Annotated in this window: 8 protein-coding genes; 1 reads left to right on the top strand and 7 read right to left on the bottom strand. The window is 65.2% G+C overall.

Annotated elements, in window-relative coordinates:
• Positions 1 to 360: 360 nt before the first annotated feature.
• Positions 361 to 1,869, bottom strand: coding sequence for a MocR-like pyridoxine biosynthesis transcription factor PdxR (gene pdxR, locus RA26_RS21415; protein ID WP_052272529.1), 1,509 nt, complete (start codon positions 1,867 to 1,869; stop codon positions 361 to 363).
• Positions 1,870 to 1,998: 129 nt separating this feature from the next.
• Here pdxR and RA26_RS21410 point away from each other — a divergent pair, with 129 nt between their 5' ends.
• Positions 1,999 to 3,582: an ABC transporter substrate-binding protein gene (locus RA26_RS21410; protein WP_039187417.1), complete on the top strand. Its 1,584-nt coding sequence runs from the start codon at positions 1,999 to 2,001 to the stop codon at positions 3,580 to 3,582.
• Positions 3,583 to 3,726: 144 nt separating this feature from the next.
• Here the strand turns inward: RA26_RS21410 and RA26_RS21405 are convergent, their stop codons facing one another.
• From RA26_RS21405 to RA26_RS21380, 6 genes are all read right to left on the bottom strand, one after another.
• Positions 3,727 to 6,357 (bottom strand): nitrate reductase, encoded by a 2,631-nt coding sequence (locus tag RA26_RS21405; RefSeq protein ID WP_039187415.1) that lies wholly within the window; start codon positions 6,355 to 6,357, stop codon positions 3,727 to 3,729.
• Entirely contained in the window at positions 6,357 to 6,689 is a 333-nt protein-coding gene (gene nirD / locus RA26_RS21400) for a nitrite reductase small subunit NirD (protein ID WP_039172797.1), read from the bottom strand. The genes RA26_RS21405 and nirD overlap by 1 nt, the downstream gene beginning before the upstream one ends.
• Entirely contained in the window at positions 6,686 to 9,127 is a 2,442-nt protein-coding gene (gene nirB / locus RA26_RS21395) for a nitrite reductase large subunit NirB (protein WP_039187414.1), read from the bottom strand. Before nirB ends, nirD begins: the two co-directional genes overlap by 4 nt.
• Positions 9,128 to 9,131: 4 nt before the next feature.
• The gene (locus tag RA26_RS21390; RefSeq protein WP_039187412.1) at positions 9,132 to 10,814 is read right to left on the bottom strand and encodes an ABC transporter ATP-binding protein; all 1,683 of its coding nucleotides are present in this window, start codon (positions 10,812 to 10,814) and stop codon (positions 9,132 to 9,134) included.
• Positions 10,815 to 10,820: 6 nt separating this feature from the next.
• On the bottom strand, positions 10,821 to 11,909 hold the full coding sequence (locus RA26_RS21385; RefSeq protein WP_039187410.1) for an ABC transporter permease: 1,089 nt from the start codon (positions 11,907 to 11,909) through the stop codon (positions 10,821 to 10,823).
• Positions 11,910 to 11,994: 85 nt separating this feature from the next.
• Positions 11,995 to 13,362 carry a CmpA/NrtA family ABC transporter substrate-binding protein gene (locus RA26_RS21380; RefSeq protein WP_039187409.1) on the bottom strand — a complete coding sequence of 456 codons (1,368 nt, stop codon included), beginning with the start codon at positions 13,360 to 13,362 and terminating at the stop codon, positions 11,995 to 11,997.
• Positions 13,363 to 13,446: the final 84 nt, after the last annotated feature.

The following is a 13,446-nucleotide window of genomic DNA, read 5'->3' as shown; positions in this document are numbered from 1 at the left end:
CGTCCGGATCAGGCCAGCTTCCTCCGCAGACCGGTGCTGGCCGCAGCTGGCGCCAAATCCCGGTACTGCTGGGCGCCGGCAGATGAGACCGCACAGACGGATGCCGGTTACAGAAATTAACATAAACTACCTTACGCGCTAACTGACTGCACGCGGGGCGCACTCCCGTGCTCGGCAAGCCTTGAGTATTAAAGCCAGCCAGGATCTCATCGTCCGCGGCAGTTCTTCCGGCTCATCACTTTGGCTCTCAGGAAAGCGGGCGAAAGCCGCAGCGGTGAATTCGGCCAGGGCAAAACAGCAAACAACCTCTGATCTGCGGCAGGCATGGGTCAGATACTGGAAAAACGGTGGCGGCAGCGCCTATGCCAGAGCGCACAGGCAGGCGCAAAGCTCTTCGACGGCTGCAGGAATGCGGTCTTCATGGGTGCAGCCGAACCCGAGCAGCAACCCGTTCAAGTCCCGCCGCTGCATACAGTAATAGGACAGCGCGTAGGCAGACAGTCCGCGCGAATCCAAACTGCTCAGCACATCCAGGTCGCGGGTGCCCGGCGGCAGATCGGCAATCACCCGCAGGCCGCTGGTATTCTGGCGCAGCGACACATGCGGGCTGGCGATACGGTCAAAGCTGCTGATCATCGCCCTGCGGCGGCGCACATAGGCGCTGTGCATGCGGCGCATGTGGGTGCTCAGGTGGCCCTCGCTGATGAACTCCGCCAGCACTGCCTGCAGCCAGGTATTGGGGCCGCGGTCGGTGATCGCGCTCAGCGCCATCAGCGGCCGGGCCAGCGCCGGGGGCGCAATGATGAACCCCAGCCGCAGCGACGGGAACAGCGCGTTATTAAAGCTCGAGACATAGATCGTGCGGCCCTGATGGTCGTCGCAATAGATCGCCGGATCGGGCCGCCCGCCGAACATGAACTCGTTGTCCAGGTCATCCTCAATCAGCCAGGCATCCCTGCGCCGGGCCCAGTCCATCCACTCCAGCCGCTGCGCAATCGGCATCACCGCACCCAGCGGGTACTGGCAGGAGGGGGTCAGATAGGCCAGCCGCGCGCCATCGGTCTGCGGGCCGTCCTGCGGAACCGCGGCGCCGGTTTCGTTGACCCGGACCGGCACGACGGTTCCCCCCTGGGCCTGAAAGCTCAGCCGCACCACCGGGCTGGAGGGGTCCTCCATCAGCACCCTGCCGCCGGGGTCGAGCAGCAGCGCGGCAATCAGGTTCAAGGACTGCTGCGAGCCATTGGTTACAATCACCTGACCGGGGCTGCATTTCAAGCCGCGCCGGTTCAGCACATGGTCGCAGATCGCCGCGCGCAGCGGCGCATAACCGCCGGGCTGGCCATAGGCCATCATGGTGCTGTCCAGCCGGTTGCGGATGCGGTTTTCGATGCGGCCCCAGATCTTGTGCGGGAACAGGTCGATGGCCGGAACGTTAGCAAGGAACGGGCGCACCCGGACCGGATCGAAATAGGTCGGATCCAGCCCCTCCGCAGCCGCCCTGCCGCGCTGCGACAGCCTGGGCGGCTGCGGCGCTTCCGCGGCGATGCCAGTGCCGGGATGCAAGCCGGGAAATTCCGGGTTCACGAAAGTGCCGGACCCGGTGCGGCTTTGCAGGTAGCCTTCACTGGCCAATTGCTCGAATGCGGCAACCAGGGTGCTGCGGGCAATCCCGTGATGCTCTTTCAGCCAGCGGGTCGACGGCAGCTTCTGTCCGGGTTTGATGCCGCCGTCCCGGATCATCCGCCGCAGCTGCTGGACCAGCTGCAGATACAGCGGCGTGGCCGATGTGCGGTCCAGCTGCAAAAATGGCAGCGGGGCAAAATGCTTGGTCTGCTCCGGCACCGGCATCTCCAAAATGGTTTGCATCATTTAATCAAAATGGACGTAGCGGGCAAAACCATTTTCTGCCACCACATCCTGGCCTGCCTTGACAGGGGGTGAACAGAAACAGGCTGTATTGCCCTGTCCGGGCCGTGGTGCAGCCAGCAGGGAAACAACATGTCCGACATCATCAGCCACTACGTGGAGCGGGCGGTCAAAGGCTTCATGACCCGCCGCGAATTCATCGGCCGCCTCGGCGCGCTCGGGGTTGCCGCCGCCAGCGCCAACAGCCTGCTGGCCTCCGCCGCCAGGGCGGAAGGCCCGAAAAAGGGCGGGCTGATCCGGTCCGGCCTGCAGGGCGGGGCCAGCACCGACAGCCTGGACCCGGCACTGGCAGCCAGTTCGGTCGCCAACAACGTGCTGACCGCCTATGGCGATCTGCTGGTCGAAGTCAGCCCGCAGGGCGAAATCGTGCCGCGCCTGGCGGAAACGGTTGAGGCCAGCGCCGACGCCAAGACCTGGACCTTCAAGATCCGCCAAGGGGTGGAGTTCCACAACGGCAAGACGCTGACACCGGAAGACGTGCTGAAAACCATGCAGCGCCATTCCAGCGAGGACAGCCAGTCCGGCGCCCTGGGCATCATGCGCGGCATCGAGTCGATGAAGGCGGACGGCGGTTACTTCAGTGTCACCCTGGACACACCGAATGCAGACCTGCCCTATCTGATGGCGGATTATCACCTGGTGGTGCAGCCTGACGGCGGCATGGACGCGCCCGCTGCGGGCATCGGCACAGGCCCCTACACGGTTGAGGTCAATGAACCCGGCGCCCGCCATGCCTTCAAGAAATTCGCGAACTACTGGGATGCGGACCGCGGCCACGCTGAGGAGATCGAGATCCTGGTGCTGAACGACGACACCGCCCGCACCGCCGCGCTGCAAAGCGGCCAGGTGCATTTCATCAACCGGGTATCGCCCAAGATCGCCGGCCTGCTGGGCCGCGCACCCGGCCTGCGGATCGAGAGCATTTCGGGCCGCGGCCATTACTGCTTCCTCATGCATTGCGACACCGCGCCCTTTGCCAGCAACGACCTGCGGATGGCGCTGAAACTGGCGGTGGACCGGCAGGAGATGGTCGACAAGGTGCTGCGCGGCTATGGCAGCGTGGGCAACGACATGCCGATCAACGCCGCCTACCCGCTGTTCTCCGGCGATATCGAGCAGCGCAACTATGACCCGGATCAGGCCCGCCACTACTATCAGAAGTCCGGCCATGACGGTCCGGTTGTCCTGAAAGTGTCCGACAACGCCTTCCCCGGCGCGGTGGATGCCGCGGCGCTGTTCCAGCAGAGCGCGGCCAAGGCAGGCATCCCGCTGCAGATCGAACGTGTGCCCAGCGACGGCTACTGGTCCGAGGTCTGGAACAAGGAACCCTTCTGCGCCTCCTACTGGGGCGGTCGCCCGGTGCAGGACCAGATGTTCTCCACCGCCTACAAATCCGACGCCGACTGGAACGACACCCGGTTCAAACGCGAGGATTTCGACGCGCTTCTGCTGCAGGCCAAGGGAGAGCTCGACACCGCCAAGCGTACCGCGCTCTACCGCGAAATGGGCCTCATGGTGCGCGACGAGGGCGGCGCCATCATCCCGATGTTCAACGACTTCATCGACGGCGTCAGCGAGCAGATCGGCGGCTGGGAGAACGATCCGGGCGGCGGCATGATGTATGACGGCGCGCTGGTGAAAACCTGGCTGCTATGAGCTGATGTCCCGAAGACTGCGGCGGGCGCCCTTGGGCTGCCCGCCGGTTTTTGAACGCTGCGGTCAAAGCCGCTGACCGGCCAGCCCCGGACACAGATCCCCGTCACCGAAAGGGATGCAGGGAAAAACGCATCTGAACTCGCCCTATTCCGCCGCCTGCCGGAACGGGTGCCGTGCCAGCAGGTCCGCAATGTCAGGGCGGCAGGAGCCGCAATTTGTGCCCGCCTGCAACGCTGCGCCGACCTCCTCAACGCTCACCAGCCCGCCGCTTTCGATGGCGTGCACAATCGTATTGGCTCCGACGCTGAAACACGCGCAGACCACCGGGCCGGGGTCGGGCCGGCCCGCTGCGGCAAAGCCAGTCAGGACGTCCGGCGCGTAGCTGCCCGGCAGCCCTGCCAGGTAATCCCGGCGGACCGCCACCGGCTCAGGCGCGGTGAACAGGGCAGCCATGACCTTGCCCTCCTGAAACAAGGCGAGCCGGGCAATACCCTTGCCGCGGTCCGTCATCACCTGCACATCTGCCTCCGGCAGCGCGAACAGATCCCGCGCAACCGCCTCCAGGTCCGCAAGCGGGGCCAGCCCGGCCAGTTCCGCCCGGTATCCGGTGCCGGTGCGTGCCGCAGCCCAGTACTCCGCCCGGGGGCGCATCGGCTGCGAAGAAACCGCAAAGCCGTACCAGGCGGGCTGCCAGCGTTCCGCCGCAACAACGGCAGCCTTGCTTTCGGGCTGGCCCGAAACCGGATCAACCGCCGCTGCGGCAAGGGTATCTATGCGCGCAGAAGGCGCGGTTTCGCCGGTCCAGTGGATCGGCACAAACAGGTCGCCGGGCTGCACGTCCGCAGTGATCCGGGCCCGCAGGATGGCCTGCCCGTGCGGGCTGCTGAGGCGCAGCAGGTCCGCAGGCTGCACGCCCAGCCGCCGGGCGTCCTCCGGGTGGATATCGGCAAAGGGTTCCGCCAGGTGGCCCGACAGGCGCGGCGCTTTGCCGGTGCGGGTCATCGTGTGCCACTGGTCCCGGATGCGGCCGGTGTTCAGGCGGAACGGATACTGGCCGTCTGGCACGGCCGCTGGGGGCCGGTGCCGGACCGCCAGCATGCGCGCCTTGCCGTCCGGGTGAAAGAACCGCCCGTCCGCAAAGAACCGCCCGCCCTGGCGGGTCCGGCTGACCGGCCAGCGCACCGGGGCCAGTTCTTCGTAGTCAGGCGCAGACAGGCCGCTAAGACCGGAGATATCGAAGTCCAGCCCGAAACTGCCCGCCAGCCCGGACAAGGCCGCATGCTCGCGGAAAATCTGCGCAGGAGACTGGTAATCAAACGCCGCGCCCCAGCCCATACGCCGGGCCGCATCGGCCAGAATGTCCCAGTCCGGGCGGGCCTCTCCCGGCGCCGGCAGGGCGGCGCGCTGACGGCTGATGGTGCGGTCCGAGTTGGTGACGGTGCCGTCCTTTTCCGCCCAGGCGGCGGCGGGCAGCAGCACATCCGCCAGCCGCGCGGTATCGGTTGCGGCAGTGATGTCGCTGACCACGGTGAACTCGCAGGCCTTGATGGCGGCCGATACAGCATCGGCCTCTGGCATGGTCACAGCAGGGTTGGTGTGGATGATCCACAGCGCCTTGAGCCGCCCGTCACCCGCGGCGCGGAACAGGTCGACCGCCTTCAGGCCTGCCCGCTCCGGCATTGCAGGCGCCCCCCAGAACGCCTGCACCGCGGCCCGGTGGCGGCTGTTTTCCAGATCCATGTGGCAGGCTAGCATATTGGCCAGCCCGCCGACCTCGCGCCCGCCCATGGCATTGGGCTGGCCGGTCACCGAAAACGGCCCGCAGCCAGGTTTACCGATCCGGCCGGCGGCCAGATGGCAGTTGAGGATCGCATTCACCTTGTCCGCGCCGGATGTGGACTGGTTCACCCCCTGGCTGAAGACCGTCACCACCTTTTCGGTGCGCATCCACAAATTGCAGAAGGCTGTCATTTCGCGGTCAGACAGCCCGGTCACAGAAGCATCCTCCGCGGCGGCGGCGTCCAACGCCTCACCCAGCCCGTTCACATGCTGCAGGTATTCCGCATCCAGCGCACCACCTTCGTGAAGCGCCGCCAGCAGCCGGTTAAACAGTGCCACATCGCTACCTGCCCGCAGTTTCAGATGCATGTCCGCCTGATCGCAGCTGGCGGTGCGGCGCGGGTCGATCACCACCAGTTTGGTGCCGCGCGCCTTCCGCGCCGCCAGGATGCGCTGATGCAGCACCGGGTGGCACCAGGCCAGGTTGGAGCCTACCAGCACGATCAGATCCGCCGCCTCCAGATCCTCATAGGTGCCGGGCACCGTGTCGGTGCCAAAGGCGCGTTTGTGCCCCGCCACGGTAGACGCCATGCACAGGCGCGAGTTGGTGTCGATATTGGCGGAGCCGAGAAAGCCCTTCATCAGCTTGTTGGCGACGTAATAATCCTCGGTCAGCATCTGGCCCGACAGGTAAAAGCCGACGCTGTCCGGGCCGTGCTGTTCCACCGTCTGCCGGAACCTGGCGGCCACCAGATCCAGGGCGCTGTCCCAATCGGTTTCCTTCCCGTTCACCCGCGGCGCCAGCAGGCGGCCCTCCAGCCCCAGCGTCTCCCCCAGCGCCAGCCCCTTGGAGCAGAGGCGGCCGCGGTTGGCCGGGTGCTCAGGGTCACCGCGCACCGCCAGCCCGCCTGCGCCGTCCGGACGCAGCAGCACGCCGCAGCCGGTGCCGCAATAGGGGCAGGTGGACCGGACCTCCTGGCAAGCCGTTCCCGCCATCACGCCGCGCTCCGCTTGCCCACGGCGGCACCGTCGATCAGCAGGCGGCCGGCCTCCACGCGCAGCGGATAGGTGCCGATCCGGCCCTCATCCGCCCCCTGCGCCGCACCGGTGTTCAGATCGAACACCCAGTTGTGCAGCGGGCAGGTGACGCTCTGGCCATGCACGATCCCTTCCGACAGCGGCCCGCCCTTGTGCGGGCAGCGGTCGTCGGCGGCAAAGACCTCTGCCGCGCCGGTGCGGAACAGCGCAACGCAACCCGCCGGGGTTTTCACCACCCGCGCGCCATGCAGCGGGATATCGTCGATATGGCCGATGTCGATCCAGTTCATTCCGCAGCCTCCAGTGTGAGATTGGCAAGCGGCGCATATTGCGCCCGCGTGGTGCTGTCCTGCGTGTGCTCCGCCCAGGGGTCCTTGCGGTAGACGGACTGCGACAGCTGAAACCGGGCCGCCAGCGCCCTGCGGTTCTCGGCGTCGTCCACGATCTGCGCCTTGACCCAGTCGAGCCCCACCCGGTCCAGCCATTTGTAGATCCGGTCCAGATACCGGGCGTTTTCGCGGTAGATCTGGGTCATGGCCGAGATCACCTCGATCGCCTCCTCCCCGGTTGCCACCCTACACAGCAGCTCGGTGCCCTTGATTTCCATTCCGGCAGCGCCGCCGACGTGGATTTCATAGCCGCTGTCGACGCAAATCACGCCGATGTCCTTGCAGGTGGCCTCAGCGCAGTTGCGCGGGCAGCCGGAGACCGCGAGCTTCAGCTTGTGCGGCGTCCAGGAGCCCCACAGGTGCTTTTCCAGCTTGATGCCCAGCCCGGTGGAGTCCTGGGTGCCGAACCGGCAATGGTCGGTGCCGACACAAGTCTTCACCGTGCGCAACCCCTTGGAATAGGCATGGCCGGAAACCAGTCCGGCGCGGTTCAGGTCGGACCAGATCGCGGGCAGGTCCTCGCCCCTGACGCCCAGCAAGTCGATACGCTGGCCGCCGGTCACCTTGACCGTCGGAACCGCGAATTTGTCGGCAGCATCGGCAATCGCGCGCAGCTCATCCGGCGTAGTGATACCGCCCCACATCCGGGGCACCACCGAGAAGGTGCCGTCCTTCTGGATGTTGGCGTGCTTGCGTTCATTCACGAAACGGCTTTGCGGATCGTCGCGGTATTCCAGCGGCCAGTCTGCCAGAAGGTAATAGTTCACCGCCGGGCGGCAGACATGGCAGCCGTTGGGGGTGGTCCAACCCAGCTCCTGCCAGACCGCGGCCTGGCTTTTCAGCTCCTGCGACTTGATCAGGCGGCGGACATCCTCGTGGGTGTGATGGGTGCAGCCGCAGACGGGTTGGGCCTGAGGCGCCGCATAGCCATGCCCCAGCGTCACCGCCAGCAGCTGATCCACCAGCCCGGTGCAGGTGCCGCAGGAGGCGCTGGCTTTGGTCGTGGCGCGGATCGCGCCAAGGTCTGTTGCGCCGCCTTCGATGGCGCGGGTGATCTGTCCCTTGCAGACGCCGTTGCAGCCGCAGATCTCCGCCTCAGGCGGCAAGGCTGCAACGGCTGACAGAGGGTCCGCGGAAGCGCCCCCCTGAAAGGCCGGGCCGAAGATCAGCGTCCCGCGCATCTCCTCGATATCCGCGCCGTCCTTGATCAGCCCGAAGAACCAGCTGCCGTCAGCAGTGTCGCCATACATCACCGCGCCAACCAGCCGGCCGTCCTCGATCACCAGCCGCTTGTAGATGCCGCGGGCAGGATCGCGGAAGACGATATCCTCGCGGGTCTCGCCCTCGGCAAAATCCCCGGCGCTGAACAGATCGCAGCCGGTGACCTTGAGCTTGGTCGCCAGCTCCTTGACCGCAAAGGCGTTGGGCTGATCCAGCAGGCTGTCCGCCAGCACCCTAGCCTGATCGTAGAGCGGCGCCACGAGGCCGAACAGATGGCCATCGAACTCCACGCATTCGCCGACCGCGTAGATGTCCGGGTCGGAGGTCTGCATCTGCGCGTTCACCTCGATACCGCGCGCCACATCCAGATGCGCGTCAGTGGCCAGCCGGGTCTCCGGGCGGATGCCCACCGCCATCACCACCAGATCCGCGCCCAGCGTCTCGCCGCTTTCCAGCAGTACCGCTTGCGCCCGGTCCTCGCCCAGGATCGCCTTGGTTGAGGCCTGGGTTTTCACGGTGATGCCGCGCGCCTCCAAATCCTTGCGCAACAGATACCCCGCCGCCTCATCGAGCTGGCGCTCCATCAGGTGGCCCGTCAGGTGCAGCACGGTCACGTCCATGCCGCGCTCCTTGAGCCCGGCAGCAGCCTCCAGCCCGAGGAGGCCGCCGCCGATCACCACCGCCTTGCCGCCCTTGGCGGCAGCATCGATCATCGCGTTGGTGTCGTCCAGGTCGCGGTAAGAGACCACCCCCAGCAGGTCGTGCCCCGGCACCGGGATGATAAAGGGGGCGGAGCCGGTGGCAATCACCAGCTTGTCATAAGGCACATGGCCGTTTTCGCCCTCGACCACCTTCATCCCGCGGTCGATCTTCACCACATGCTCTCCGAACCGGCAGGTGATGCCGTGCTCTGCGTACCAGTCGTCCGAATGGGTGACGATCTCCTCATAGGTCTTCTCGCCCGACAGCACCGGGCTCAGCATGATACGGTTGTAATTGCCGCGCGGTTCGGCGTTGAACAGGGTGATGTCATAGGCGCCGGGATCGGCATCGAGCAGGTGCTCGATCACCCGGCCAGAGGCCATACCGGCCCCGATGATGACGAGTTTCTGGGTCATGGTCTCACTCCGCTGCAATCTTGTCTGCGGCTGGTTTGGGGGCAGGTTTCGCCCCGTGCTCATATTCCTCCAGGAAATCGAGCACCTCCTGCCGGTAGGTGTAGTAATCCGGGTGCTCCAGCAGCGCCTTGCGGGTGCGGGGGCGCGGCAGATTCACTTTCGCGATCTTGCCGATGGTGGCCTGGGGCCCGTTGGTCATCATCACCACCCGGTCGGCAAGCAGGATCGCCTCATCGACATCGTGGGTGACGCAGATCGCGGTCACCTTGGTGCGGCTCCAGACCTCCATCAGCACCTCCTGCAGCTCCCAGCGGGTCAGGCTGTCGAGCATGCCGAAGGGTTCATCCAGCAGCAGCAGCTTGGGCGAGAGCGCAAAGGCGCGGGCGATGCCGACCCGCTGCTGCATGCCGTTCGACATGGCGTTTGCGGGCTTGTCCATCGCATCCGCCAGGCCGACGCGCTCCAGGTAGTATTCCACCACGTCCTGCCGTTCGGCCTGCGTCGCCTTGGGATAGACCTTGTCGACGCCAATGGCGCAGTTCTCCCGCGCCGTCAGCCAGGGAAACAGATTGGGCGACTGGAACACCACCGCGCGCTCCGGGTCGGCACCCTCGACGTGGCGGCGGTCCAGCTTGATTGCACCCTTGGAGATCGGGTTCAGCCCCGCCGCCATGGTCAGCACGGTGGATTTACCACAGCCGGAGTGGCCGATCAGCGAGATGAACTCGCCCTTGCTGATCTTGAGGTTGAAATCTTCGACCACCGTCAGCGGCCCCTTGGGCGTCGGGTAGATCTTGTGCAGCTGGGAAAAATCCAGAAACCGCTCCTCGGTGATCGACTTCGCAGCCTCCGCCACAGCCGCCGGCAGCCCGTGGATCGGTGTCACGTCTGGCAGAGTCTTGGACCCCTCGGCCCGCGCCTTGATGCCAACGTCCATCAGGCAGGAGGTGACCGCCGCCCGCAGGCGCTTGAAGCCTTCGTCCGTGTTCATCGCGGAACGGTCGCGCGGGCGGGGAATGGCAACAGGAAACGCCTCGCCCAGGCTGCCGTCCGGGTTCAGGACGAGGATGCGGTCGGCCAGCAGGATCGCCTCATCCACGTCGTTGGTGATCAGCACGCAGGTTTTCTTGTCCGCCTCCCGGATGGCTTCGATTTCATCCGCCAGATTGGCCCGCGTCAGCGCGTCCAGCGCCGACAGCGGCTCATCCAGCAAGAGCATTTCCGGATCCATCGCCAGCGCCCGCGCCACGTTGACCCGCTGGCGCATCCCTCCTGACAGCTCCGCCGGGCGGCGGTGCGCGGCGTGGCTGAGGCCAACCATTTCCACATAGTGGTCGACCTTTGCCTGCTTCTCCGCCTTGGGCAGACCCGGGAAGATGGTCTCCACTGCAAGCCCGACATTGCCGTTCACCGTCAGCCACGGCATCAGCGAATAATTCTGAAAAACCACACCGCGCTCGGGACCGGGGCCGGTGACCTCCCTGCCCCGGTACGTGACCGCCCCTTGCGACGGCCTTTCCAGCCCGGCCATCAGATTGATCAGCGTCGTCTTGCCGGTGCCGGAAAAGCCCAGCAGCACCAGGAACTCGCCCTCCTGCACCTCCAGATTGATGTTGTTCAGAACCCGGGTGCGGCTGGTACCCTCACCAAAGCTCTTGGAGACATTTTTGAATTCAAGAATGCTCATGGCGGCTCACCGGTTGTTCGTGAAGGTAAACAGCGACTGCAGCGCGTACATCACCCGGTCCAAGAGGAAGCCGATGATTCCGATGGTCAGCACCGCAACGATGATCCGGGCCAGCGACTGGCTGGAGCCGTTCTGGAACTCGTCCCAGACAAACTTGCCGAGGCCCGGGTTCTGCGCCAGCATTTCGGCGGCGATCAGCACCATCCAGCCGACCCCCAGCGACAGCCGCAGCCCGGTGAAGATCAGTGGCAGCGCCGAGGGCAGCACCAGCTTGGTGATCTTGGTCCAGGTGTTCATTTTCAGAACCTTGGAGACATTCACCAGGTCCTTGTCGATGGAGGCCACCCCCAGCGCGGTATTGATCAGCGCAGGCCACAGCGAACACAGCGTGACAGTGATGGCCGAGACCAGGAAGGATTTCGCGAACAGCCCGTCGTTGGTGGCGTAAAGCGCCGAAACCACCATGGTCACGATTGGCAGCCAGGCCAGCGGCGACACCGGCTTGAAGATCTGCACCAGCGGATTGATGGCCGCGTTTGCAGCCGGTGAAAGCCCGGCCAGGATGCCCAGCGGGATCGCCACGGCGGCGGCGATCAGGAACCCGAAAAAGACAGTCAGGATCGAGGTACCGATCTGCTGGTAATAAGACGGCGCGCCGGTAAAGGGGATGTCCTTGACCCGGTCCGGCTGGCCGCGATCGATGAATCGCTGGTTGCGGGCCTCCACCTTCTCGGAATGGGCGCGCTCCTTGGCGGCCTTGGCCTGCGCATCCTGATGCAGGTTCACCGCTTCGGTCCAGACTGCAGCAGGTCCGGGGATGGCGCCCAGCGAGGTCTGCACCTTGGGCGCCAGCAGGGCCCACAGCATCAGGAACGCGGCAATGGCGATGACGGGAACCGCCAGCAAGCGCCAGATTTCCCTGATCTGCGCCCTGGGATTGTCCCCGGCGGCGGCTTTCAGCACCGGGGTCACCCAGGCCAGTCCAAAGACCTGGAACCAGGCGTCCATCTTGCTGATGCGGGTGAACAGCCGGGCACGGCGGGCCTCCTTTTGCTCACTGGCAGGGCTGAGAGTATCGGGGTCGGCAATCGTCATGGTGTCGTCCTCTGGGAGTTGCGGGGAGGGAGAGGCGCGGCGGTTCCCCTTACCGGGAAACCGTCCCCTGCCCTCCTGTCCGGGGTCAGCCCTGAATGGCGCTGCCAACGACGGTCTGGCCGGACTTCAGTCCGATCGGCAGGCTGTCGATATAGGCGTTGGGTGTTTTGCCATCGAAGGGGATACCATCGATGATGTCCTCTGCGGGCGTCGGGGCCTTGTAGCCGTCACTGTTCCAGGGGAAGTCCCCGGGGCTGGCAAGCCCTTCATCCACCAGCATTTTCGCGGCTTCCAGATAGATCTCCGGCTTGTAGACAGAGCGCGCAACCTCGTCATACCAGCTGTCCGGCTTGGGCTCGGCAATCTGCCCCCAGCGGCGCATCTGCGTCAGGTACCAGACAGCGTCCGAATAAAACGGGTAAGTGGCGTTGTAGCGGAAGAATACGTTGAAATCCGGAACATCGCGTGTGTCGCCCTTCTCGTATTCGAAGGTGCCGGTCATCGAATTGGCGATCACCTCGTAATCGGCACCGACGTATTCGGGCCGCGACAGGATCTCCACCGCTTCGGGGCGGTTGGCGTTTTCGTTTTCATCCAGCCACTGGGCCGCGCGGATCAGCGCCTTGACCAGCGCCAGCGTGGTGTTCGGGTTTTCCTCGGCAAATTCCGCGGTGATGCCGAACACCTTTTCCGGGTTGTTCTTCCACAGCTCGTAATCGGTGATCACCGGCACACCGATGCCCTTGAACACCGCCTGCTGGTTCCACGGCTCACCGACGCAGTAACCGGAGATGGTCCCGGCCTCCAGCGTCGCGGGCATCTGCGGCGGCGGCGTCACCGACAGGAACGCCTCGGCGCCGATCTGCCCGGTCACGTTCTCCGGCGAGTAATAGCCGGGGTTGATGCCACCAGCCGCCAGCCAGTAGCGCAGCTCGTAGTTGTGGGTGGAGACCGGGAACACCATGCCCATGTTGAACGGCTTGCCCTTGGCGTTGAAATCCTCGATCACCGGCTTCAGGTAGGAGGCGGAGATGGGATGCGCGATCTTGCCGTCCGCATCCGTGGGCAGGTTCGGCTTCATCATCTCCCACACTTCGTTCGACAGCGTGATGCCGTTGCCGTTCAGGTCCATCGAAAACGGTGTGACGATATGGGCCTCGGTGCCGTAGCCGATGGTCGCGGCCAGCGGCTGGCCTGCCAGCATATGGGCGCCGTCCAGCGTGCCGCTGATCACCCCATCCAGCAGAACCTTCCAGTTCGCCTGCGCTTCCAGCGTGACAAACAACCCCTCGTCATCGAAAAAACCCTGCTCATAGGCCACAGCCAGGGGTGCCATATCGGTCAGCTTGATAAATCCGAAGGTCAGCACATCCTTTTCCAGTTCCGGGGTGGCGGCCAGGGCCGGTCCGGACAGTGCAGTTGAGGCCGCAAGCGCCATGATGAGTGTCTTCATCGGGTTGGTTCCTTTTTCTAGCTGCGTCCGGCGGCAGGCGCCGGAACAGAAAAAGCCGCTGACACGCACCGCCGGGAGGAGTGG

The sequence above is a fragment of the Leisingera sp. ANG-M7 genome (assembly GCF_000813965.1).
Taxonomy (GTDB): Bacteria; Pseudomonadota; Alphaproteobacteria; order Rhodobacterales; family Rhodobacteraceae; genus Leisingera.
This window is presented reverse-complemented; position numbering and strand designations above follow the sequence as displayed.

What these genes read in the sequence shown, in the direction of transcription:
- pdxR (WP_052272529.1), bottom strand. Translation starts at nt 1,869, where the DNA reads ATGATGCAAACCATTTTGGAGATGCCGGTGCCGGAGCAGACCAAGCAT.
- RA26_RS21410 (WP_039187417.1), top strand. Translation starts at nt 1,999, where the DNA reads ATGTCCGACATCATCAGCCACTACGTGGAGCGGGCGGTCAAAGGCTTC.
- RA26_RS21405 (WP_039187415.1), bottom strand. Translation starts at nt 6,357, where the DNA reads ATGGCGGGAACGGCTTGCCAGGAGGTCCGGTCCACCTGCCCCTATTGC.
- nirD (WP_039172797.1), bottom strand. Translation starts at nt 6,689, where the DNA reads ATGAACTGGATCGACATCGGCCATATCGACGATATCCCGCTGCATGGC.
- nirB (WP_039187414.1), bottom strand. Translation starts at nt 9,127, where the DNA reads ATGACCCAGAAACTCGTCATCATCGGGGCCGGTATGGCCTCTGGCCGG.
- RA26_RS21390 (WP_039187412.1), bottom strand. Translation starts at nt 10,814, where the DNA reads ATGAGCATTCTTGAATTCAAAAATGTCTCCAAGAGCTTTGGTGAGGGT.
- RA26_RS21385 (WP_039187410.1), bottom strand. Translation starts at nt 11,909, where the DNA reads ATGACGATTGCCGACCCCGATACTCTCAGCCCTGCCAGTGAGCAAAAG.
- RA26_RS21380 (WP_039187409.1), bottom strand. Translation starts at nt 13,362, where the DNA reads ATGAAGACACTCATCATGGCGCTTGCGGCCTCAACTGCACTGTCCGGA.